The organism is Pseudomonas alkylphenolica (assembly GCF_000746525.1).
Classification (GTDB): Bacteria; Pseudomonadota; Gammaproteobacteria; order Pseudomonadales; family Pseudomonadaceae; genus Aquipseudomonas; species Aquipseudomonas alkylphenolica.
Genome location: NZ_CP009048.1, coordinates 4251218 through 4272219, shown reverse-complemented (window position 1 = coordinate 4272219; position 21002 = coordinate 4251218). Strand labels below are relative to the sequence as shown.

Annotated in this window: 17 protein-coding genes and 2 pseudogenes; 12 read left to right on the top strand and 7 right to left on the bottom strand. The window is 61.5% G+C overall.

What is annotated here, in order from left to right; all coding sequences use genetic code 11:
- Positions 1-138: 138 nt before the first annotated feature.
- The 6 genes from hrpA to PSAKL28_RS19520 all read left to right on the top strand — a co-directional run bounded on the left by hrpA (position 139) and on the right by PSAKL28_RS19520 (position 9147).
- Positions 139-4044, top strand: a complete 3906-nt coding sequence (hrpA, locus tag PSAKL28_RS19545; RefSeq protein WP_038613600.1) for an ATP-dependent RNA helicase HrpA — start codon at positions 139-141, stop codon at positions 4042-4044.
- A gap of 202 nt (positions 4045-4246) precedes the next feature.
- Positions 4247-5368: a beta-ketoacyl-ACP synthase III gene (locus PSAKL28_RS19540; RefSeq protein ID WP_038613598.1), complete on the top strand. Its 1122-nt coding sequence runs from the start codon at positions 4247-4249 to the stop codon at positions 5366-5368.
- 150 nt (positions 5369-5518) lie between these two features.
- The gene (locus PSAKL28_RS19535) at positions 5519-6127 is read left to right on the top strand and encodes an RNA polymerase sigma factor (protein ID WP_038613597.1); all 609 of its coding nucleotides are present in this window, start codon (positions 5519-5521) and stop codon (positions 6125-6127) included.
- Positions 6121-6360: an anti-sigma factor family protein gene (locus tag PSAKL28_RS19530; RefSeq protein WP_038613595.1), complete on the top strand. Its 240-nt coding sequence runs from the start codon at positions 6121-6123 to the stop codon at positions 6358-6360. Before PSAKL28_RS19535 ends, PSAKL28_RS19530 begins: the two co-directional genes overlap by 7 nt.
- A gap of 198 nt (positions 6361-6558) precedes the next feature.
- On the top strand, positions 6559-7872 hold the full coding sequence (locus tag PSAKL28_RS19525) for an OprO/OprP family phosphate-selective porin (protein ID WP_038613593.1): 1314 nt from the start codon (positions 6559-6561) through the stop codon (positions 7870-7872).
- Positions 7873-8022: 150 nt separating this feature from the next.
- Entirely contained in the window at positions 8023-9147 is a 1125-nt protein-coding gene (locus PSAKL28_RS19520) for a GNAT family N-acetyltransferase (RefSeq protein ID WP_038613591.1), read from the top strand.
- A gap of 74 nt (positions 9148-9221) precedes the next feature.
- On the opposite strand, the gene PSAKL28_RS19515 is transcribed toward PSAKL28_RS19520, so the two are convergent.
- The 4 genes from PSAKL28_RS19515 to PSAKL28_RS19500 all read right to left on the bottom strand — a co-directional run bounded on the left by PSAKL28_RS19515 (position 9222) and on the right by PSAKL28_RS19500 (position 13420).
- A complete protein-coding gene (locus PSAKL28_RS19515) occupies positions 9222-11054 on the bottom strand; it encodes an ABC transporter ATP-binding protein (RefSeq protein ID WP_038613589.1) in 1833 nt (610 codons plus the stop codon).
- A gap of 64 nt (positions 11055-11118) precedes the next feature.
- On the bottom strand, positions 11119-11676 hold the full coding sequence (locus tag PSAKL28_RS19510; RefSeq protein ID WP_038613587.1) for a peptidylprolyl isomerase: 558 nt from the start codon (positions 11674-11676) through the stop codon (positions 11119-11121).
- Positions 11670-12482 carry an alpha/beta fold hydrolase gene (locus PSAKL28_RS19505; RefSeq protein ID WP_038613585.1) on the bottom strand — a complete coding sequence of 271 codons (813 nt, stop codon included), beginning with the start codon at positions 12480-12482 and terminating at the stop codon, positions 11670-11672. The genes PSAKL28_RS19510 and PSAKL28_RS19505 overlap by 7 nt, the downstream gene beginning before the upstream one ends.
- 14 nt (positions 12483-12496) lie before the next feature.
- Positions 12497-13420 carry a PA3225 family LysR-type transcriptional regulator gene (locus PSAKL28_RS19500; RefSeq protein WP_038613582.1) on the bottom strand — a complete coding sequence of 308 codons (924 nt, stop codon included), beginning with the start codon at positions 13418-13420 and terminating at the stop codon, positions 12497-12499.
- Between the two features lie 49 nt (positions 13421-13469).
- Between PSAKL28_RS19500 and PSAKL28_RS19495 the strand changes: the two genes are divergently transcribed.
- From PSAKL28_RS19495 to PSAKL28_RS19485, 3 genes are all read left to right on the top strand, one after another.
- On the top strand, positions 13470-13784 hold the full coding sequence (locus tag PSAKL28_RS19495; RefSeq protein WP_038613580.1) for a hypothetical protein: 315 nt from the start codon (positions 13470-13472) through the stop codon (positions 13782-13784).
- A gap of 133 nt (positions 13785-13917) precedes the next feature.
- Positions 13918-14517 carry an FMN-dependent NADH-azoreductase gene (locus tag PSAKL28_RS19490; protein WP_038613578.1) on the top strand — a complete coding sequence of 200 codons (600 nt, stop codon included), beginning with the start codon at positions 13918-13920 and terminating at the stop codon, positions 14515-14517.
- Positions 14518-14705: 188 nt separating this feature from the next.
- On the top strand, positions 14706-15584 hold the full coding sequence (locus tag PSAKL28_RS19485; RefSeq protein ID WP_038613576.1) for a carboxylate/amino acid/amine transporter: 879 nt from the start codon (positions 14706-14708) through the stop codon (positions 15582-15584).
- Here PSAKL28_RS19485 and PSAKL28_RS19480 read toward each other — a convergent pair.
- Complete coding sequence (locus PSAKL28_RS19480) at positions 15525-16826, bottom strand: mechanosensitive ion channel family protein (protein ID WP_038613574.1); 1302 nt, start codon at positions 16824-16826, stop codon at positions 15525-15527. The genes PSAKL28_RS19485 and PSAKL28_RS19480 overlap by 60 nt on opposite strands.
- Before the next feature lie 141 nt (positions 16827-16967).
- Between PSAKL28_RS19480 and PSAKL28_RS19475 the strand changes: the two genes are divergently transcribed.
- A complete protein-coding gene (locus PSAKL28_RS19475) occupies positions 16968-18293 on the top strand; it encodes a DEAD/DEAH box helicase (RefSeq protein WP_038613572.1) in 1326 nt (441 codons plus the stop codon).
- A 77-nt stretch (positions 18294-18370) separates the two neighbouring features.
- Here PSAKL28_RS19475 and PSAKL28_RS19470 read toward each other — a convergent pair whose 3' ends face one another.
- Complete coding sequence (locus PSAKL28_RS19470; protein WP_038613570.1) at positions 18371-18640, bottom strand: hypothetical protein; 270 nt, start codon at positions 18638-18640, stop codon at positions 18371-18373.
- 170 nt (positions 18641-18810) lie between these two features.
- Here PSAKL28_RS19470 and PSAKL28_RS19465 point away from each other — a divergent pair, with 170 nt between their 5' ends.
- Complete coding sequence (locus PSAKL28_RS19465; protein ID WP_038613568.1) at positions 18811-19737, top strand: DMT family transporter; 927 nt, start codon at positions 18811-18813, stop codon at positions 19735-19737.
- A gap of 1 nt (position 19738) precedes the next feature.
- Here the strand turns inward: PSAKL28_RS19465 and PSAKL28_RS19460 are convergent.
- Positions 19739-20398, bottom strand: a pseudogene (locus PSAKL28_RS19460) (YbfB/YjiJ family MFS transporter); the annotation flags it as partial.
- Here PSAKL28_RS19460 and PSAKL28_RS19455 point away from each other — a divergent pair.
- Positions 20355-20973: pseudogene (locus PSAKL28_RS19455) on the top strand (LysR family transcriptional regulator). The pseudogenes PSAKL28_RS19460 and PSAKL28_RS19455 sit on opposite strands and share 44 nt — an antisense overlap.
- Positions 20974-21002: the final 29 nt, after the last annotated feature.

Genomic DNA, 21002 nt, shown 5'->3' with positions numbered 1-21002 from the left:
TACCTTCAGGTTGTCCATCACTAAACAATCATCCGGCTACCCGCAACCGTGCCGAGCGGGGGCAAATCTGCGACAATCGCAGCCCTTCCTATGCCGATCATGAAAAAGCAGGCTCACCTGCACGACTAAAAAGCCCCCATGACTGACCACGCTATCGATCAACTGCTGAAAAACCTCGACCACGCCATGATTGCCGAGCGCCATCGCTTGCGCCGGCAACTGCATGAATTGCGCAAGCGCCCGGACGAGGCGAAGCTGGCCCAGTGGGTCGACAAGGTCCAGGCGTCCTGTGCCCAGGTCACTGCGCGCAAGGCCAGCGTGCCGAGCATTCGTTACGACGACAGCCTGCCGATCGCCGCCAAGCGTGACGAAATCAAAAAAGTCCTCGCCGCGCATCAGGTGCTGATCATTGCCGGGGAAACCGGCTCGGGTAAAACCACCCAGTTGCCGAAAATCTGCCTGGAGCTGGGGCGTGGCCAGCATGGTCTGATTGCTCACACCCAGCCGCGGCGGATCGCGGCGCGCAGTGTTGCCACCCGGGTGGCCGAAGAACTGGGCACGCCACTGGGGGCACTGGTCGGTTATCAGGTGCGTTTTGAAGACCAGAGCGACGCCAATACCCTGGTCAAGCTGATGACCGACGGTATTCTCCTGGCCGAAACCCAGCACGACCGTTTTCTCGAGCGCTACGACACCATCATCGTCGACGAAGCTCACGAGCGCAGCCTGAACATCGACTTCCTGCTCGGTTATCTGAAAACCCTGTTGCCGCGGCGTCCGGACCTCAAGGTGATCATCACCTCGGCGACGATTGATCTGGAGCGTTTCTCCAAGCACTTCAACGACGCGCCAATCATCGAAGTCTCTGGCCGCACCTATCCGGTAGAAACCTGGTACCGGCCATTGACCAGCGAGCAGGACGAGGAGGGCAACCGCGTCGAGGACGACCTCACGGTTGATCAGGCGATTCTCGCCACCCTCGACGAGATTGCCGCCCATGAGCGCAGCCAGGGCAAAGGCCCGGGCGACGTGCTGGTGTTCCTGCCTGGCGAGCGCGAGATTCGGGACGCTGCGGAAATGCTGCGCAAGGCGCAGCTGCGCCACACCGAGATCCTGCCGTTGTATGCACGGCTGTCGCCCGCCGAGCAGCAGAAGATTTTCCAGTCCCACCCCGGTCGGCGAGTGGTGCTGGCGACCAACGTCGCCGAAACCTCGTTGACGGTGCCGGGTATCCGCTATGTGATCGACAGCGGCACCGCGCGGATCAGCCGTTACAGCTACCGAGCCAAGGTTCAGCGTTTGCCGATCGAGGCGGTGTCACAGGCCAGTGCCAACCAGCGTAAAGGCCGCTGTGGCCGGGTCGAACCGGGCATCTGCGTGCGGCTGTACAGCGAAGAAGACTTCAATGCACGGCCAGCGTTTACCGATCCCGAGATCCTGCGTACCAACCTGGCGGCGGTAATCCTGCAGATGCTGCACCTGCGCCTGGGTGAGATCGACGCCTTCCCGTTTATCGAGCCACCGGATGGCAAGGCCATCAGCGACGGCTTCAACCTGTTGCAGGAGCTCTCGGCGGTCAACCGCGAGAACCAGCTCACCCCGCTTGGGCGTCAGCTGGCGCGCCTGCCGGTCGACCCGCGGCTGGGGCGCATGCTGCTCGAAGGTGCCAAGCAGGGCAGTCTCAGTGAACTGCTGATCGTTGCCAGCGCCTTGTCGGTGCAAGACCCGCGCGAGCGTCCGCCGGAGCGTCAGCAAGCTGCTGACCAGGCGCATGCACAGTGGAAAGATGCCGACTCGGACTTTGCCGCGCTGGTCAGTCTGTGGCGTGGTTTCGAAGAACAGCGCCAGGCGCTGACCGCCAGCCCGCTGCGCAACTGGTGCCGGAAGAACTTCCTCAACTACCTGCGCCTGCGTGAATGGCGTGATGCCCATCGGCAGTTGAGCCTGATCTGCCGTGACCTGCAGCTGAGCATCAACAAAGAGCCGGCCGATTACCCGAAACTGCACAAGGCGATTCTTTCCGGCCTGCTTAGCCAGATCGGCCAGAAGACCGAAGACGGCGACTACCTGGGCGCCCGTCAGCGGCGTTTCTGGGTGCATCCGTCTTCGGGACTGGGCAAAAAGCGTCCACAGTGGATCATGACCGCCGAGCTGGTCGAAACCACCAAGCTGTATGCGCGCATGGTGGCCAAGATCGAACCGGACTGGATCGAGCCACTGGCCACTCACCTGATCAAGAAGAACCATTTCGAGCCGCACTGGGAGAAGAAGCGCGGCCAGGTGGTGGCTTATGAGCAGGTTACCCTGTACGGCCTGATCGTGGTCGGCCGCCGCCCGGTGCACTTCGGGCCGATCGATCCGGTGATGTCCCGCGAGCTGTTCATCCGCGAAGCGCTGGTGGGCGGCGAGATCCAGTCGAAGGCCAAGTGCCTGAGCGCCAACCGGCGTCTGCTTGAGCAGCTCGACGAGCTGGAGGCCAAGGCCCGGCGCCGGGATATTCTCGCCGATGACGAGACCCTGTACGGCTTCTATGAAGCACGTTTGCCAGCCGAGATCCATCAGACCGCGACCTTCGACAGCTGGTACCGGGTCAACAGCCAGAAAGACCCGCAACTGCTGATCATGCGCGAAGAAGATGTGTTGGCGCGCGAAGCCAGCGAAGTCACGGCGGCGCAGTATCCCGACACCTTGCGCCTGGGCGATCTGAGCCTGGCCTTGAGTTATCACTTCGAACCCAACCATCCGCGCGACGGTGTCACCGTGCGGGTGCCGGCGCCATTGCTGCCAAGCTTGCCGGGTGAGCGCCTGGAGTGGCTGGTGCCAGGTTTGCTCGAAGCCAAATGCATTGCCTTGGTGCGCAACTTGCCCAAGGCCTTGCGCAAGAACTTTGTGCCGGTGCCGGACTTCGTCAAAGCGGCGTTGCAGCGCATGACCTTCGCCGAAGGCTCGTTGCCGCAGGCCCTGGGGCGGGAATTGTTGCGCATGACCGGCGCACGGGTCAGCGATGAAGCCTGGGCCGAAGCGGCCGGGCAGGTCGACAACCACCTGAAGATGAACCTGGAAGTGGTCGATGGTCAGGGTAAGTTTCTTGGTGAAGGCCGCGACCTGACCGAGCTGACCGCACGCTTTGTCGCCGCCAGCCAGGCCGCACTGGCTGTGCCGCAAACCGAGAAAAGCCAGCAGCCAGTACAGGCCAAGGCCTTTGCCCAGGTTGCCGAGACCGCCCAGCAGAAGATCGCCGGGCTATCGATGACCGTGTACCCGGCCTTGGTGGAAGAAAACGGTACGGTCAAGGAAGGGCGTTTCTCGACCCAGGCCGAGGCCGAGTTCCAGCACCGCCGCGCCTTGCAGCGTCTGCTCCTGCAACAGCTGGCCGAACCGGCCAAGTTCCTGCGCGGCAAGCTCCCGGGGCTGACTGAACTGGGTTTGCTGTACCGCGAGCTGGGGCGTATCGATGCCTTGGTCGAGGATATCCTCCTGGCCAGCCTCGATAGCTGCATTCTCGACGGAGAAGAGCATCTGCCTCGCGATGGTGCCGGCCTGGCTTCCCTGGCAGAGCGCAAGCGCGGCAGCTGGACCGAGCATGCCGAACGCCTGGCCCGCCTGACCCTGGAGATCCTCAAGCTCTGGCACGGTCTGCAAAAACGCTTCAAGGGCAAGATCGACCTGGCTCAGGCCGTGGCGCTCAATGACATCAAACAGCAGCTCGGCAATCTGGTCTATCCGGGCTTTGTCCGCGAAACCCCGGGGCTGTGGCTCAAGGAGCTGCCGCGCTACCTCAAGGCCATCGAATTGCGCCTGGAGAAGCTCGGCTCCCAGGTGCAGAAGGACCGGGTCTGGAGCGGTGAGCTGGGCAATCTGTGGACCCAGTACAAGACCCGCGCTGACAAACATGCCCAGGAGGGCAAGCGTGACGAACAACTGACCCTGTACCGCTGGTGGCTGGAAGAATACCGGGTGTCGCTGTTCGCTCAGCAGCTCGGCACCAAGGTGCCGGTTTCGGACAAACGACTCAGCAAGCAATGGAGTCAGGTAGAAGCCTAAACGGCTGCAGTTGTGGCACACTTGGCCGATATTCGCCGCTGCCGCGCCCATCCTGCCGGCAGCAGCGCTTACCGAATGAAGTGCCCGGCAGCGCTCGCGCTGACGGGGTTATTGCGTGTAAAAGTTGGTACGTTCGTGCCAGCTGACCGAATCGAACAGGCCGTTGCCCGATCGGCATCGGCCCCTGAACAGAGGAACGACCGTGCATAACGTCGTCATCAGCGGCACCGGCCTGTATACCCCGGCCAACAGCATTTCCAACGAAGAGCTGGTGGAGTCTTTCAACGCCTATGTGCAGCAGTTCAACGCTGACAATGCCGAGGCCATCGAGCGTGGCGAAGTGCAGGCCCTGGCCGAATCCAGCGCCGCCTTCATCGAAAAGGCCTCGGGGATCAAGAGCCGCTTTGTCATGGACAAGGACGGTATCCTCGATCCACAACGCATGAAGCCACGCTTGCCGGAGCGCACCAACGACGAACCGTCGATTCTCTGCCAGATGGCCGTGGCGGCTGCCGAACAGGCCCTGCAACGCGCAGGCCGTACCGCTGCCGATGTCGATGCGGTGATCGTCGCCTGCTCCAACCTGCAGCGACCGTACCCGGCGATTGCCATCGAAGTGCAACAGGCCCTGGGTATCAACGGCTTTGGCTTCGACATGAACGTCGCCTGCTCTTCGGCCACCTTCGGCATCCAGACGGCCTGCAACAGCGTGCAACTGGGTCAGGCCCGCGCGATTCTGGTGATCAGCCCGGAAATCTGCACCGGCCACCTGAACTTCCGTGACCGCGACAGCCACTTCATCTTCGGTGACGCCGCCACCGCAGTACTGGTCGAGCGTGCCGACCTGGCCACCTCGGCGCATCAGTTCGACATCGTCAGCACCAAGCTGCTGACCCAGTTCTCCAACAATATCCGCAACAACTTCGGCTTCCTCAACCGAGCGGCCGAGGAGGGCATCGGCGCCCCGGACAAGCTCTTTGTCCAGGAAGGCCGCAAGGTGTTCCGTGAGGTCTGCCCGATGGTGGCCGAGCTGATCGCCCAGCACCTGGCTGAAAACAACATCAGTGTCAGTGACGTCAAGCGCTTCTGGCTGCACCAGGCCAACCTGAGCATGAACCACCTGATCGTCAAGAAGCTGCTCGGTCGCGATGCCCTGGAAGAAGAGGCACCGGTGATTCTCGACAGCTACGCCAACACCAGCTCGGCGGGCTCGGTGATCGCCTTGCACAAACATCAGGACGATCTGGCAAAAGGCGCTCTGGGCGTACTGAGCTCCTTCGGTGCCGGCTACTCCATCGGTAGCGTGATTCTGCGCAAGCGCTGAAGCCTGCGAACCGTCTGACAACAGTAAGACGGTTCTGCCTTGAAACAAAAGGATGCGCCCCACAGCGGGCGTCCCTTTTGTTGCTGGCTGGATTTGTAACAAAACCGTCTAATCGAACTCTACCGACACAACGACGGATGGATGGCGATAATGGGCGAAGAACAAGGCCGCTTGCTCGAACGGTTGCTCGCAGGCGAGCAGCCGGCTTTCAAGGAACTGGTAGACACCTATCAGGGCGCCATGCGCGCAGTGGCTTATGCCATTGTTGGCAGCCGCAATGCCGACGAGGTGGTGCAGGATGCCTGGCTGGCGGTGGTACGCAACCTGGCAGGGTTCCAGCAGCGTTCCAGTCTCAAGACCTGGCTGCTGACCATCACGGCCAACACGGCAAAAAACCGCTACAAACAGAACCGCCGGGAAGTACTGCTCGACGACCTGCCTGCGCCACATGGCACCGTCGGCGATGAGCGATTCGCCGGCGATGGCCATTGGCTGTTAGCGCCTTCGGCCTGGCATGAAGACTCGCCCGAAGCCTTGCTCAGCCAGGATGAGTTGCGCGAGTGCCTTGAACATACTTTGCTCAGCCTGTCCGAGCTGCAGAGCAGCGTTCTGGTGCTGCGCGAACGCCAGGGACTGGAGCTGGAGCAAATCTGTAATCTTCTCGATATTTCGCTCTCCAATGTCCGCGTGCTGCTGCACCGGGCACGGCTGAAGGTCTTCGCGACCCTGGAACATTTCGAGGAAACCGGCCAATGCTGACCTGCAAGGAACTTGTCGCCCGCTCAAGCGATTACCTGGATGGAGAACTTCCCCTGGGTGAAAAACTGCTGGCTCGCCAGCACCTGTTGTTTTGCAAAAGCTGTCGACGGTTCATCAAGCAGATGCGTTTGACCCAGGCGACGATCAAGGCGCTGCCGGAGGCGCCGGTAGACGACATTGACGAAATCGTCCAGCGCATGACAGACGCCCAGCGAACTCAAGACAAACCCTGAAAATCGCGCCGGAAGGCCCTGCAACGGGGCTTTCTGGCTTATTCTTATTCGAAGTAAAAAGTTCCCCTGTAACAAAACATTTATATAAAAGCCACTGATCTGACATAACCCCCCGCCAAGATTCCTCCCCAGCACAAGTGGCTCAAGCCGCGTGTTTTTCCAACATTATCAAGACCATAAAGTAGGGGAGCTTCTTCGATGATCCGTAAGCACTTCGCAGGTTTCGCAGCCAGCGCCTTGGCCATGGCCGTTACCGCCCAGGCTTTTGCGGGTACCGTGACCACCGACGGCGCCGATATCGTAGTCAAGACCAAGGGTGGCCTCGAGGTCGCTACCACCGACAAGGAATTCAGCTTCAAACTGGGCGGTCGTGTTCAGGCTGACTACAGCCGTTTTGACGGTTTCTACACCAAGAACGGCAACACTGCCGACGCCGGTTACTTCCGTCGTGCTTACCTGGAACTGGGCGGGGTGATGTACACCGACTGGGCCTACCAGATTGCTTACGACTTCTCGCACAACTCCGGCGGTGACAACCGTTCCGAAGATGGCTACTTCGACGAAGCCTCCCTGGCTTACAACGGCTTCAAACCGGTGTCGATCAAGGTGGGCCGTTTCGACCCTGAGTTCGGTCTGGAGAAAGCCACCAGTTCCAAGTGGGTAACGGCTCAGGAACGTACCGCAGCTTACGATCTGGTCGACTGGACCAACTCGCACAACGGCGGCATGGGTCTGCAGGCATCCGGTAACGCCGGCGACTCGCTGTATGGTTCGGTGGGTGTGTTTGCCAAAGACGCGACCAACCAGGACAAAGACGGCGACAGCACCAAGCAGTTCAACCTGCGCGGCGTCTTCGCACCTATGCACGAGGCGGGTAATGTCCTGCACTTTGGTATCAACTACGCCCAGCGCGACCTCTCCGACACTGCATTCGATGGCCGTATCCGCAGCCGTCTGGGCATGCGTGGCGTGAGCACCGACGGTGGCCAGGATGCCGGTAACAATGGCAACCGCCTGGTTCTCGGTGGCGCCAACAACACCCCGGCCGGTGCCTACGACACCGACAAGGCCTGGAACCTGGAAGCGGCCTGGGCCATGGGCCCGTTTTCGGTGCAGGGTGAGTACATCAAGCGTGACACGCAAGCTGACGATGATGCGTTCTCCGACATCAAGTCCGAAGGTTACTACGGTCAACTGGCCTACACCCTTACTGGTGAAGCGCGCGGTTACAAGCTGGGCAAATTCGACAGCATCAAACCGCAGAACAAGCAGATCGGTGCCTGGGAACTCTTCTACCGCTACGACCACCTGAGCACTGACGATGACAATGGCGCATTTGCCGATATTGGCGATGTGGAAGCCAAAGTGCACAACGTCGGTGTGAACTGGTACGCCAACGAGTCGATCAAGCTCAGCGGTGTGTACGTCAAAACCAAGGTCGACAATGCCGAGAACGCTGCCGGCGACGACAGCGGCGACGGTTTCGTAATGCGCGCGCAGTACGTGTTCTAAGCAACACCGCTCCTCGGGTGGGAGCGAGCTTGCCTCGCGATGCGATTTGACTGACAGCATGCGATCGCGGGGCAAGCCCGCTCCCACCGAACTGCATTGCCCCGCTTTGCGGGGCTTTTTTTCGTCTGCGCGACGAGGCAGACTGCGCCAATGCCTAACCTTATCCTGTCACACCTTGCCGAACTCACCCCTGCTGCCTGGGATGCCCTGGTGCCAGCAGAGCAACCGTTTTTGCGTCACGCGTTTCTGAGCAGCCTGGAAGATAGCGGCAGTGCCAGTAAACGCACTGGCTGGACGCCTGCGCATCGCGCACTGACGGATGCTGACGGACAGCTTCAGGCTGCCCTGCCGGCCTATGTGAAAACCCACTCCTTTGGTGAATACGTCTTCGATCATGGTTGGGCCGACGCTTGCGAGCGTGCGGGGATTGCCTACTACCCGAAGCTGCTCTGTGCGGTGCCGTTTTCCCCGGTCTGTGGCCCACGGCTATTGGGTCAGCCCGAAGCTGCTGCGCAATTGATGGATCGGCTTACCGAGGACTTGGCGGAGCAGGGCTTGTCGGGGGCGCATGTCAATTTCACCGATGAGTTTGCTGACGAACTAATGCGCGGTCGCGAAGGCTGGATGGAGCGCCTGGGGTGCCAGTTTCACTGGCGCAATCAGGGTTATCGGGACTTTCAGGACTTTCTCGACAACCTCAGCTCACGCAAGCGCAAGCAGATGCGCAAAGAACGTGAGCAGGTGGCGGGGCAGGGCATCGAGTTTCGCTGGTACCGTGGTGATGAACTGAGCGAGGCGCAATGGGATTTCGTTTTTGCCTGCTACGCCAACACTTATGCAGTACGTCGTCGGGCGCCGTATCTGACCCGCTCGTTCTTCAGCCTGCTGGCCGAGCGCATGCCGACGGCGATCCGCGTGGTGATGGCGCGCCAGGCCGGGCGTGATGTGGCCATGGCCTTCAGCCTGGTAGGCGGTGACAGTCTGTATGGCCGCTACTGGGGATGCCTGGATGAGTTCGACCGGCTGCATTTCGAGACCTGCTTTTATCAAGGCATGGACTTTGCCATTGCCGAGGGGCTGCAGCGCTTTGATGCCGGTGCGCAAGGGGAGCACAAATTGATTCGTGGCTTTGAGCCGGTGATTACCCGCTCCTGGCATTACCTGCTGCATCCGGGACTGCGCCGGGCCGTGGTGGAGTTTTTGCAGCAGGAACGGGCAGGGGTGCTGGCCTATGCCGAAGAGGCACGCACGGCATTGCCCTATCGGCAATGCTGATGGTGGGAGCGGGCTTGCCCCGCGATGCGATGTAACCGGTAAACCGCAATCGCGGGACAAGCCCGCTCCCACCATCAGTCGATGCCGACAAACCCACCGGTCTGGTGATGCCACAAGCGCGCATACAATCCCTGCTGCGCGAGCAGCTCGGCATGGCTGCCCATCTCGGCAATCCGGCCTTTTTCCAGCACCACCAGGCGGTCCATGCGGGCAATGGTCGACAGCCGGTGGGCGATGGCGATTACGGTCTTGCCTTGCATCAGGGTCTCGAGGCTTTCCTGAATCGCTGCTTCCACTTCCGAGTCCAGCGCGGAAGTGGCCTCGTCCATGATCAGGATCGGCGCGTTCTTGAGCAGTACCCGGGCAATGGCGATGCGCTGGCGCTGGCCACCGGAGAGCTTGACCCCGCGTTCACCGACATGGGCATCGAAGCCGGTGCGGCCCTGGGCATCGGACAGCAGCGGGATGAACTCATCGGCGCGGGCCTGACGGACCGCTTCCCAGACCGCTTCGTCACTGGCGTCGGGACGCCCGTACAGCAGGTTTTCGCGGATCGAACGGTGCAGCAGCGAGGTGTCCTGGGTGATCATGCCGATCTGCGCGCGCAGGCTGGCCTGGGTGACCAGGGCAATGTCCTGGCCATCGATCAGGATGCGTCCGCTTTCCAGGTCATACAAACGCAGCAGCAGGTTGACCAGGGTTGATTTACCCGCGCCGGAGGGGCCGATCAGGCCGATTTTCTCGCCAGGACGAATGTCCAGGTTCAGGCCATCGATAATCCGGGCGCCTTTGCCGTAGTGAAAACAGACATTTTCGAACTTCACCGCACCGCGATCGACTTTAAGCGCCGGGGCTTTCGGTGGGTCGGTGACGGTGACCGGCTGAGCGATGGTCTGCAGGCCATCCTGAACCATGCCGATGTTCTCGAAGATGCCGTTGACCACCCACATGATCCAGCCGGACATGTTGACGATACGTATCACCAGGCCGGTGGCCAGGGCGATGGCACCGACGCTGATCAGCGACTGGGTCCACAGCCACAGGGCCAGGCCCGTGGTGGTCACGATCAGCAGGCCGTTGAGGCTGGTGATGACCACGTCCATGCTGGTGACCACGCGGGCGGCCAGTTGGGTTTTTTCAGTCTGTTCGCTGATCGCTTCGCGTGCGTATTGCTGCTCGAAGTCGGTGTGGGCGAAGAGTTTCAGGGTGGTGATGTTGGTGTAGCCATCGACGATGCGGCCCATGAGTTTGGAGCGAGCGTCGGAAGAAATCACCGCACGGGCTTTGACCCGCGGCACAAAGTAGTAGAGCGCGCCGATGTAACAGAGGATCCAGCTGATCAGCGGCAGCATCAAGCGCCAGTCTGCCTCGGCAAACAGCACCAGTGAGCTGATTGCATAGATCAGTACGTGCCACAGGGCGTCCACCGCCTGCACGGCCGAGTCGCGCAGCGAGTTGCCGGTTTGCATGATGCGCTGGGCAATGCGTCCGGCAAAGTCGCTCTGGAAGAAATTCAGGCTCTGCTTGAGCACATAGGTGTGGTTTTGCCAGCGGATCATGCTGGTCATGCCGGGGCTGATCGTCTGGTGCACCAGCAGGTCGTGCAGGCCGACGAACACCGGGCGCAGCAGCAGCGCTACCACCAGCATCCAGATCAGCTCAGCGGCGTGTTCGCTGAAAAAGTTGATGTTGGGAGTGCCCTGGGCCAGATCGATGATCCGGCTCAGGTAACTGAACAGTGCCACTTCGATCAGCGCGCCGATCAGGCCGACCACCAGCAGCGCAGCAAAGCTGGGCCAGACCTGGCGCAAGTAGTACAGATAAAACGGCAGTACCGTACTTGGCGGCGAGGCGCTGGGGGCTTCACGAAAGATATCGATCAGCTTTTCGAACCGGCGAAACAGCATGAAAGAGGTAACTCCTGTTCAGTCAGACCCTCAGGCCTTGGCTCACGTCCCTGTGAAGCCCGGGTCAGTCGATGCGTTTGGCCGACTTGATGAACACCGGGTCAGCCGGCACATCGCGCATGCCTTTCTTGACCGTGGTCGGCGAGTTGACGATCTGATCGACGACGTCCATACCTTTGACCACCTTGGCGAATACCGCGTAACCGGCGTCACGACCCGGGTCGAGGAAGGCGTTGTCGGCTACGTTGATGAAGAATTGGCTGGTGGCCGAGTTGGGGTTGGAAGTGCGCGCCATCGACAGCGTGCCACGGGTGTTGTGCAGGCCGTTGCTGGCTTCGTTGCGGATCGGATCATTGGTCGGCTTTTGCACCATCTGCTCGGTAAAACCGCCGCCCTGGGCCATGAAGCCCGGGATCACCCGGTGGAAAATGGTGTTGTTGTAGAAGCCGCTGTCCACGTACTCGAGGAAGTTCTTGCTGCTGATCGGTGCCTTGACCGGGTCCAGTTCCACTTCGATCTGGCCGAAGCTGGTGTCGAGCAATACGTGCGGCGCTTTGTCGGCAGCCATCAGGCTGGTGGCGAAGACGACCGAGCAGGTGGCGAGCAGGAGTTTTTTCAGCATGGGCTCAATGTTCCTTGAGAGGTGGTGGACGCCGCCAGAAACTGCAGCAGCGTCTGATTGAAAATGTGCGGTTGATCCAGGGGTGTAGCGTGCCGGGAATTTTCGATGACCGCCAGTCGCGCCTGGGGAATCAGGGCCACATAGCGCTCTTTCAGGGCTACCGGGGTGTAATCCTGATCGGCACTGATGACCAGCGTAGGACAGCGGATCTGCCCCAGGCGTTCGCTGACGCCCCAACCGACAATGGCATCGAAGCTGGCAAGGTAAGCGCGCTTGTCGTTTTTCGCCCAGCGTTCGGCCATCTTGCGGCGCAGGTCGGCCTGTTGCGGTTCAGGGAACAGCCGCGCAGCCAGGCCCTTGCCGATGGCCTCCAGGCTCAGCGCGCGGGCCAGGGCCCAGCGCTTGGCCCACCAGATCCAGTCCTGGCGGGTGCGGCGCTTGACCTCCGGGGCGCTGTTGACGATGCACAGGCTGCGCAGCCACTGCGGGTGATCGACCGCGAACTGAAAGCCGACCATGCCGCCCATCGACAGGCCGACCAGGTGTACCGGGCCGGTCTGCAGCTGTTCGAGCAAGGCCAGCAGATCGGCGCTGAAACTCTGGATGCTGTAGCGCTCGCGGGGTTTGTCGGAGCGACCGTGGCCACGGATGTCCATCAGGATCACCCGGTAGTGACGGGCAAGTGCCGGCACTTGCATCTCCCAGTCCTGACAGCTGGAGCCCAGGCCATGGAGCAATACCAGCGGATCGCCCTGGCCGTATTCCTCGTAGTGCAGTGAACAACCTTCATGTTCGAAATAGGCCATGGGCATGATTCCTGTCAGGCTTGGGCGGGAGCGGCGAAGGGCACGTCCAGCGGCGCGGTATCGAAGTTGCGCAGCAATTCGATGAGGATCTGTGTGGCCGGGCCCAAGGGTTTGTCCTTGTTGGAGTAAAGGTAGAACAGTGGATGGCGACTGCCACCCTGATCCAGCGGCAGGGGCTTGAGCACGCCTTCGCGCAATTCCCGTTCGATCAGGTGGCGCGGCAGCCAGGCGAAACCCAGGCCGCTGCTGACGAAGGTCGACGCGGTGGCCAGGCTACCGACGGTCCAGCGCTGTTCGGCGCCGAGCCAGCCGACATCGCGCGGTTGCGCACGGCCCGAGTCGCGGATCACCACTTGCAGCTGGCTTTCCAGATCCTGGAAATTCAGCTCGCGACCCAGTCGATGCAGGCTGTGATCGGGATGGGCCACGGCGACGAACTCCACCGAACTGAGTTCGGTGCCCAGGTAGCCGGAGATGTTGAAGCCGCTGATGGCCAGGTCGGCGATGCCTTCATGCAGCACCTCTTCGACCCCGGACAGCACTTCTTCACGCAGGCGCACGCGGCAACCGCGACTTTGCGGCATGAAGGCGCTCAAGGCGCGAACCAGACGGGCATTGGGGTAGGCGGCATCGACCACCAGGCGCACTTCGGCCTCCCAACCCTGTTCCATGTGGTGGGCCAGGTCTTCCAGCTGGCTGGCCTGCTTGACCAGTTGCCGGGAGCGGCGCAGCAGCACGTTGCCGGCTTCGGTCAGCACTGCCTTGCGGCCATCGATGCGCAGCAGTGGTACCCCCAGCTGGTCCTGCATGCGCGCCACGGTGTAGCTCACCGAGGATTGCGAACGGTGCAGCGCTTCGGCCGCCTGGGCAAAACCACCGTGATCGACCACTGCCTGCAGGGTCCGCCACTGATCCAGGGTAACGCGCGGCGCTTTCATCTTCGGCTCCTGTTGTCCTAAGCTGGCGCTCTTTCATGGAGAGCGTCGTATGAAGAAATGTTGTGCTGTACTGCTGGCCCTGCTTCCGCTCACAGCCTTGGCTTATCCCATCGATGTGGAAAAGACCCTCGACGGCGTCAAGCTCGACTACACCACCTACGACACTGACCGCGATATCGGTTCGATCACCCTGAACAACTACGGCGAAGTGCCGGCCCAGTGCAAAGTGCTGTTTCGCAACGGCCCGGAAGCGCCCAGGGTGCGCCGGGTACAAGTGCCAGCCAGGCAGAGCAAGGACGTCACGGCCAAATTCAACCGCGAGATCATCAAGCTGCGCATCAGCCTGGACTGCAAGCCGCAATGAATGAGGCTAACGCACCGGCACTATAAAACAAATAAACTGATAGATAGCACCCAGATTTTACGCTTTTTAATCGATCGGTCACTGTTTAATCTTACCTCCATCGACTTACCACATTCGCCGATGGAGGCAACCCATGTCCCGTGTACTCGTAATCGAAAGCAGCGCCCGCCAGCAGGGTTCGATCTCCCGGCAACTGACCAGTGACTTCGTCAGCCAGTGGCAAGCCGCCCATCCTGGCGACCAGGTCACCCTGCGCGACCTGGCTGTCAACCCGGTGCCGCACCTGGATGCCAACCTGCTCGGTGGCTGGATGAAGCCCGAAGAGCAGCGCAACAGCGACGAGCTGCAGGCGCTGGCCCGCTCCAACGAACTGACCGACGAAGTGCTGGCCGCCGATGTACTGGTGCTGGCTGCGCCGATGTACAACTTCACCATCCCTAGCACCTTGAAGGCCTGGCTGGACCACGTACTGCGTGCCGGTATCACCTTCAAATACACCGAAACCGGCCCGCAGGGGCTGCTGACCGGCAAGAAGGCCTACATCCTCACGGCCCGCGGCGGCATCCATGCTGGCGCCTCGAGCGACCATCAGGAACCGTACCTGCGCCAGGTGATGGCCTTCATCGGTATCCACGATGTGACCTTCATTCACGCCGAAGGCCTGAACATGGGCGGTGACTTCCATGAGAAAGGCTTGAACCAGGCCAAGGCCCAGCTGGCCGCGGTGGCCTGATTGCACTGAATTTTCCCGCCTGACACCTGTTGCTCCTTTGGGTGTACCTGCCCGGTCATTGCCTTGTGCATGACCGGGCTTTTTTGTCTGTTGCAATCGCGGGGCAAGCCCGCTCCCACCGGTGGGAGCGGGCTTGCCCCGCGATCGGTGAACCGCTAAGGTCGCCGCCTCCACAGCAAGGGGCAACCATGGGCTATTTATTGATCGTCGCACTGATCCAGGCGTTTTCCTTCAGCCTGATCGGCGAGTACCTGGCAGGTCATGTCGACAGCTATTTCGCCGTGCTGGCGCGGGTAGTGCTGGCCGGGCTGGTGTTCTTGCCGCTGACCCGCTGGCGTCAGGTCGAGCCGCGTTTCATGCGCTCGATGCTGCTGATCGGCGCCCTGCAATACGGCATTACCTATGTGTGTCTGTACCTGAGCTTCAGGGTGCTGACCGTGCCGGAAGTGCTGTTGTTCACCATCCTCACGCCCCTGCATGTGACCCTGATCGAAGATGCCCTGAACCGGCGCTTCAATCCCTGGGCGCTGGTGGCGGCCCTGGTGGCGGTGGCGGGCGCGGCAGTGATCCGCTTCGATAGCATCAGCCCGGACTTCTTCATCGGCTTCCTGCTGCTGCAACTGGCCAACTTCACCTATGCCGCCGGCCAGGTGCTGTACCGTCACCTGATCGCGCGCAATCCCAGCGACCTGCCGCATTACCGGCGCTTTGGCTATTTCTACCTGGGTGCCTTGCTGGTGGTATTGCCGGCGTTCCTGGCGTTCGGCAACAGCCAGCACCTGCCCAGCACCGATGTGCAGTGGCTGGTGCTGCTGTTTCTCGGGCTGTGCCCGACGGCGCTGGGGTTGTACTGGTGGAACAAGGGCGCATGCCTGGTTTCCGGCGCGACCTTGGCGGTGATGAACAACCTGCACGTACCGGTGGGGCTGCTGCTCAACTTGCTGATCTGGAATCAGCACGAGCCCCTGGGCAGGTTGTTCATCGGCGGGGCGGTGATTCTGGCTTCGCTATGGCTCGGTCGTCTCGGCAGTCAGCGTCCGTTGCTGGTGGGGCAGGCCCGCCGGTAGCAGACCGGCGCGCAGGTCATTGCCGCTGGGCTGCTGATACAGGCTCAGGCCGAACTCCGGCATCACCGCCAGCAGGTAGTCGAAGATATCGCCCTGAATACGCTCGTAGTCGGCCCACGCGGTGGTGCGGGTGAAGCAGTAGATCTCCAGCGGCACGCCCTGGGCGGTGGTCTGCATCTGGCGGACCATGCAGGTCATGTTCGGCTGGATTTCCGGGTGGCTCTTCAGGTAGGCCAGGGCATAGGCGCGGAAGGTGCCGATGTTGGTCATGCGCCGACGGTTGGCGGAAAGCTCGGCGACATTGCCCTGGGCTTCGTTCCAGGCCTTGAGCTCGCTGCGCTTGCGGGCGATGTAGTCGGTCAGCAGGCGCACTTCACCCAGGCGCTGTTCCTCATCGTTGCGCAGGAAGCGCACTCCGCCGGCATCGATGAACAGGCTGCGCTTGATCCGCCGCCCGCCCGACTGCTGCATGCCGCGCCAGTTTTTGAAGGACTCGGACATCAGCCTCCAGGTAGGAATGGAGACGATGGTCTTGTCGAAGTTCTGCACCTTGACCGTGTGCAGGGTGATGTCCACCACATCGCCGTCGGCACCGACCTGGGGCATCTCGATCCAGTCGCCGACCCGCAACATGTCGTTGCTGGTCAGCTGCACGCTGGCCACGAATGACAGCAGGGTGTCCTTGTACACCAACAGGATTACCGCCGACATCGCACCCAGGCCCGACAGCAGCAACAGCGGCGAACGGTCGATCAGCGTGGCGACAATGATGATCGCGCCAAAGACGTAGAGCACCATCTTCGCCAGTTGCACATAACCCTTGATCGAGCGTGTGCGGGCGTGTTCGGTACGCGCGTAGATGTCCAGCAGGGCATCGAGCAGGGCACTGATGGCCAGCATCAGGAACAGAATGGTGAAGGCCAGCGCGACGTTGCCGAGGAAATGCTGGCTGGGGGTATTGAGCTCCGGCACCAGTTTCAGGCCGAACTGCACCACCAGCGATGGTGTCATCTGCGCCAGGCGGTGGAACACCTTGTTTTGCAGCAGATCATTGACCCAGTGCAGTGCCGGCTGTCGGCCCAGCAGCTTGACGGCGTGAAGTATCAGAAAGCGTGCCACCCGGCCCAGCACCAGGGCGATGACCAGCAGCACACCCAGGCCGAGGCCCGCGTGTATCACGGGATGTTGATCAAGAGTGCCCCAAAGATCGAGGGCGTTTTGCCAGAACTGTTCAATAGCCATGCGGTAGTTGACGTGTCCGAAGTGAAATTGAGGGGTTATTAGAGCCCGGAACGGTGCATCAATGCCAAAAGAAATTCGGCGTAGGCGCTGGAAAACGTTACCCTATACGGCTGAATTTCTGCACATGCCCGAGGTACACCCGTGTTTTCCCAATTCGCCCTGCACGAACGCCTGCTCAAAGCCGTTGCTGCACTGAACTTCGAAGAGCCGACTCCGGTGCAGGCGGCCGCCATTCCCCTGGCTTTGCAGGGGCGTGACCTGCGGGTGACGGCGAAAACCGGTAGCGGCAAGACCGCAGCCTTCGTACTGCCGGTGCTCAACCGTCTGGTCGACCTCAAGCAAAAGCGTGTCGAGATCCGCGCCCTGGTACTGCTGCCAACCCGTGAGCTGGCCCAGCAGACCCTCAAGGAAATCGAGCGTTTTGCCCAGTTCACCTTCATCAAGGCCGGCATGATCACCGGCGGTGAAGACTTCAAGGAACAGGCCGCCATGCTGCGCAAGGTGCCGGATATCCTCGTCGGTACCCCGGGCCGTATGCTCGAGCAGCTTAACGCCGGCAACCTCAAGCTTGAGCATGTGCAGGTCGTCGTTCTCGACGAAGCCGACCGCATGCTCGACATGGGCTTCTCCGAAGACGTCGAGCGTCTGTGCGGCGAGTGCCCGAACCGCGAACAGACCCTGCTGTTCTCCGCCACCACCGGCGGTGCCGGTCTGCGCGACATGATCGGCAAAGTGCTCAAAGACCCTGAGCACCTGATGCTCAACACCGTCAGCCAGCTCAACGACGGTACCCGTCAGCAGATCATCACCGCCGACCACAACCAGCATAAAGAGCAGATCGTCCAGTGGCTGCTGGCCAACGAGACGTATCAGAAGGCGATCATCTTCACCAACACCCGGGTCATGGCCGACCGCATCTACGGTCACTTGGTGGCCAAGGACGTCAAAGCTTTCGTCCTGCATGGCGACAAGGACCAGAAAGACCGCAAGCTGGCCATCGAGCGCCTGAAGCAGGGCGGTGCCAAGGTGCTGGTGGCGACCGACGTCGCGGCCCGTGGCCTGGACGTTGACGGCCTGGACCTGGTGATCAACTTCGACATGCCGCGCAGCGGCGACGAGTACGTGCACCGTATCGGTCGTACCGGTCGTGCCGGTAACGAAGGCCTGGCGGTTTCGTTGATCTGCCATGGCGACTGGAACCTGATGTCGAGCATCGAGCGCTACCTGAAGCAGAGCTTCGAGCGCCGGGTCATCAAGGAAGTCAAAGGCACCTACAGCGGGCCGAAGAAGGTCAAGGCCTCGGGCAAGGCTGCTGGCGTGAAGAAGAAAAAGACTGACAAGAAAGGCGACAAGAAGGTCGTGGCCAAGCGCAAGCCGACCGCCAAGCCGAAGCCTAATGCACCGCTGGCCAGCGCCGACGGTCTGGCGCCGCTCAAGCGTCGCAAGCCGGCACCGGCTGCAGAGTAACGCCATTTATCGCGGGGCAAGCCCGCTCCCACAGGGCTGAATGTCTACCTGTGGGAGCGGGCTTGCCCCGCGAAAGCTCACACGTTCTTCTCCGCCGACTTCAATTCCTGCAACCGCTTGTCGATCAGCTGGCACTTGTCCGGCAGGTCCTTGCTGGCACTCTCAAGTTTCATACCTTTCAACTCGTCATTGATCTCCTTGGCCTTCTGCGGATTCTGCTCCGTCAGTCGCGTTACCTCCTTGGCCAGCTCCTCGCGTTTTTCCGTGGCTTCTTCAAGCGTGCACGCCCAACTCGGCAAGGCCAACAGCAAGCTGGCGGCGGCAGTGATGTTCAACAGGCTTTTCATGGGCAGAGCTCCCTTGGCTTGGTCTTGCGGTTGAGCCGCAAGCGGCGCGCAAAGTTCAGTCGAACAGCAACACAAGGCTGGCAATCAACGCCTGCAGCCGCTGATAATCGGCGCTGGATCCACAGCTGCCGAGACTCTGCCATGCCGTTAGCCGATAGCGGGTGCCCGCAATGAGCGCCACCCGTCGCAACACCGATGCCTTTGCCCTGCAAGTAATGCTGGTGCTGTGCCTGATCTGGGGCATTCAGCAGGTAATGATCAAGCTGGCCGCGCCAGACATTGCGCCAGTGATGCAACAGGCCCTGCGTTCGGGCATGGCGGCGGTACTGGTCGGCCTGCTGATCTGTTTTCGCGGCGGCTGGGACCAGGTGGCGCACACCTGGCGCGGCGGGCTGCTGGCCGGTGCGCTGTTCGGGGTGGAGTTTTTGTTCATTGCCGAAGGCCTGAAGCTGACCTCGGCGGCGCACATGTCGGTGTTCCTCTACACCGCGCCGGTGTTCACTGCTCTTGGCCTGCACTGGCTGCTGCCGAGCGAGCGTCTACGGCCCCTGCAGTGGTTGGGCATCGTCCTGGCCTTCGCCGGTATTGCCTATGCCTTTGCCGGTGGCGTGTCGCTGTCTGAGATGGACGGGCGCATGCTGTTGGGCGATGCCTTCGGCGTGCTGGCAGGTCTGGCCTGGGGCGCGACCACCGTGGTGGTGCGCGCTTCCCGGCTGTCGGAGGCACCTGCGACCCTGACCTTGTTCTATCAACTGGCGGTCGGTTTTGTCGGTTTGTTGCTGATTGCCGCCGTCAGTGGCCAGGTCACCCAGGTGCAATTCACGCCTCTGTCTATTGGCAGCCTGTTGTTCCAGGGGCTGATCGTGTCGTTCTTCAGCTACCTGACCTGGTTCTGGCTGCTGCGTCGTTACCTGGCGTCGAACCTGGCGGTGTTTTCCTTCATCACCCCACTGTTCGGGGTGACCTTTGGTGTGCTGCTGCTGGGCGAACCATTGAGCCTGAACTTCGTGCTCGGGGCCATCATGGTCCTGCTCGGCGTCACGCTGGTCAGTGCTGAGCAGTGGGTGCGCCGACGGTTGCGCAGCCTGCTCGGCTAGGCTACGGCCGCCAGAGCAGTGCACCGCCCAGCAGCAGACCGCAGCCGGCGATGACCAGTGCCGGTTGCAGGCTGGCGGCGAACTGATTGCTCAGCGCGGCCAGCAGCGGCCCGCTGAGCTGGCCAAGGGCGAAACAGGCGGTCAGCAAGCCTGCGTTGCGCTGATAGGCATTGGATGACAGTTCGCGCAGGCGCTGCATCATCAGTTGCATGCAGGCCAGGAACGGCGTGCCGCACAACAACACCCCCAGGGCCAGCCCCGGGCCATTGCCCAGCAGGCAGGCGAACACCCCGGCAGCCTGCAACCAAAGCGTCGTCATCAACCAGCGCGAGGTGCTGCCCCAGTGTGGACGGCGATAGCTGGCCATCTGTGACATGAACGTGGCCGGGATGATGTAGCCGATGCCGTACAGGGCGTAGATCAAGCCCAAGCGTGCGATCCCTTGGGTTGGTCCTTGCATCGTCGAAGGTCCACTGGCAGGCGCTGAGGCTTGTGGGCGGGGCAGAAAGGGCAGCACTGCCAGCAGCATCACCAGCGCGCCAGCGGCATAGATCAGCCACAGTGGAGCCGAGCCCAGGCCGTACAGGTTGGAGAACAGCGCCAGCAGGCCGGTGAGCATGATGCCGACGCCTGGCCCGGCGAACACCCGGGCCGCCGAGCGCTTGCACCGGGTACCGTCGAACCTGTCGATACGCCTGCGTCAGCTGGAAGAGCAGTTGGGCGTCGAGTTGTTTCGCCGCGGTGCAGGGCGGGCAACCGGCGGGGGACTTTGCCCTTGGCACCATGTACAGCACTGCCGCCATTCACCTGCCGGCACTGCTGGCGCGCTATCACAAGGCCTATCCTGCGCTGAACCTGCAGGTGCACAGCGCCCGGGATGTAGCCGGGCGGGCGGTGTTTACCTTCCGCCAAGGGTGTTCCTACCGCATGCGCCTGGAGGCCTGGTATGCCCATGACCATGCGGCCATGGGCCGGGTCATGGAAATCGAGTCGTACCCGAGCATGCTTGCTTGTGTGATTGCCGGGGCGGGGGTGGCGTTGATGGCGCAGTCGATGCACGACAGCTTGCCTGGGCGTGAACGGGTAGCGGTGCATCGCTTGCAAGCACCCTTCGATCTGGCCACGACCTGGTTGATGTGGCGCAAAGGCATGCGCGGCGCGAATTTGAGTGCCTGGATCGATTTGCAACAAGGGGAAACAGTTACTCAGGCGGCCGAGGTGGCGGTCAGGGCTTGATTAAGATCAAACTCGACCCAACTTGTAGT

Excerpts from the sequence above, each read along its gene's own strand:
- hrpA (WP_038613600.1), top strand. The coding sequence starts at position 139 with ATGACTGACCACGCTATCGATCAACTGCTGAAAAACCTCGACCACGCC.
- PSAKL28_RS19535 (WP_038613597.1), top strand. The coding sequence starts at position 5,519 with ATGGGCGAAGAACAAGGCCGCTTGCTCGAACGGTTGCTCGCAGGCGAG.
- PSAKL28_RS19530 (WP_038613595.1), top strand. The coding sequence starts at position 6,121 with ATGCTGACCTGCAAGGAACTTGTCGCCCGCTCAAGCGATTACCTGGAT.
- PSAKL28_RS19525 (WP_038613593.1), top strand. The coding sequence starts at position 6,559 with ATGATCCGTAAGCACTTCGCAGGTTTCGCAGCCAGCGCCTTGGCCATG.
- PSAKL28_RS19520 (WP_038613591.1), top strand. The coding sequence starts at position 8,023 with ATGCCTAACCTTATCCTGTCACACCTTGCCGAACTCACCCCTGCTGCC.
- PSAKL28_RS19515 (WP_038613589.1), bottom strand. The coding sequence starts at position 11,054 with ATGCTGTTTCGCCGGTTCGAAAAGCTGATCGATATCTTTCGTGAAGCC.
- PSAKL28_RS19510 (WP_038613587.1), bottom strand. The coding sequence starts at position 11,676 with ATGCTGAAAAAACTCCTGCTCGCCACCTGCTCGGTCGTCTTCGCCACC.
- PSAKL28_RS19505 (WP_038613585.1), bottom strand. The coding sequence starts at position 12,482 with ATGGCCTATTTCGAACATGAAGGTTGTTCACTGCACTACGAGGAATAC.
- PSAKL28_RS19500 (WP_038613582.1), bottom strand. The coding sequence starts at position 13,420 with ATGAAAGCGCCGCGCGTTACCCTGGATCAGTGGCGGACCCTGCAGGCA.
- PSAKL28_RS19495 (WP_038613580.1), top strand. The coding sequence starts at position 13,470 with ATGAAGAAATGTTGTGCTGTACTGCTGGCCCTGCTTCCGCTCACAGCC.
- PSAKL28_RS19490 (WP_038613578.1), top strand. The coding sequence starts at position 13,918 with ATGTCCCGTGTACTCGTAATCGAAAGCAGCGCCCGCCAGCAGGGTTCG.
- PSAKL28_RS19485 (WP_038613576.1), top strand. The coding sequence starts at position 14,706 with ATGGGCTATTTATTGATCGTCGCACTGATCCAGGCGTTTTCCTTCAGC.
- PSAKL28_RS19480 (WP_038613574.1), bottom strand. The coding sequence starts at position 16,826 with ATGGCTATTGAACAGTTCTGGCAAAACGCCCTCGATCTTTGGGGCACT.
- PSAKL28_RS19470 (WP_038613570.1), bottom strand. The coding sequence starts at position 18,640 with ATGAAAAGCCTGTTGAACATCACTGCCGCCGCCAGCTTGCTGTTGGCC.
- PSAKL28_RS19465 (WP_038613568.1), top strand. The coding sequence starts at position 18,811 with ATGAGCGCCACCCGTCGCAACACCGATGCCTTTGCCCTGCAAGTAATG.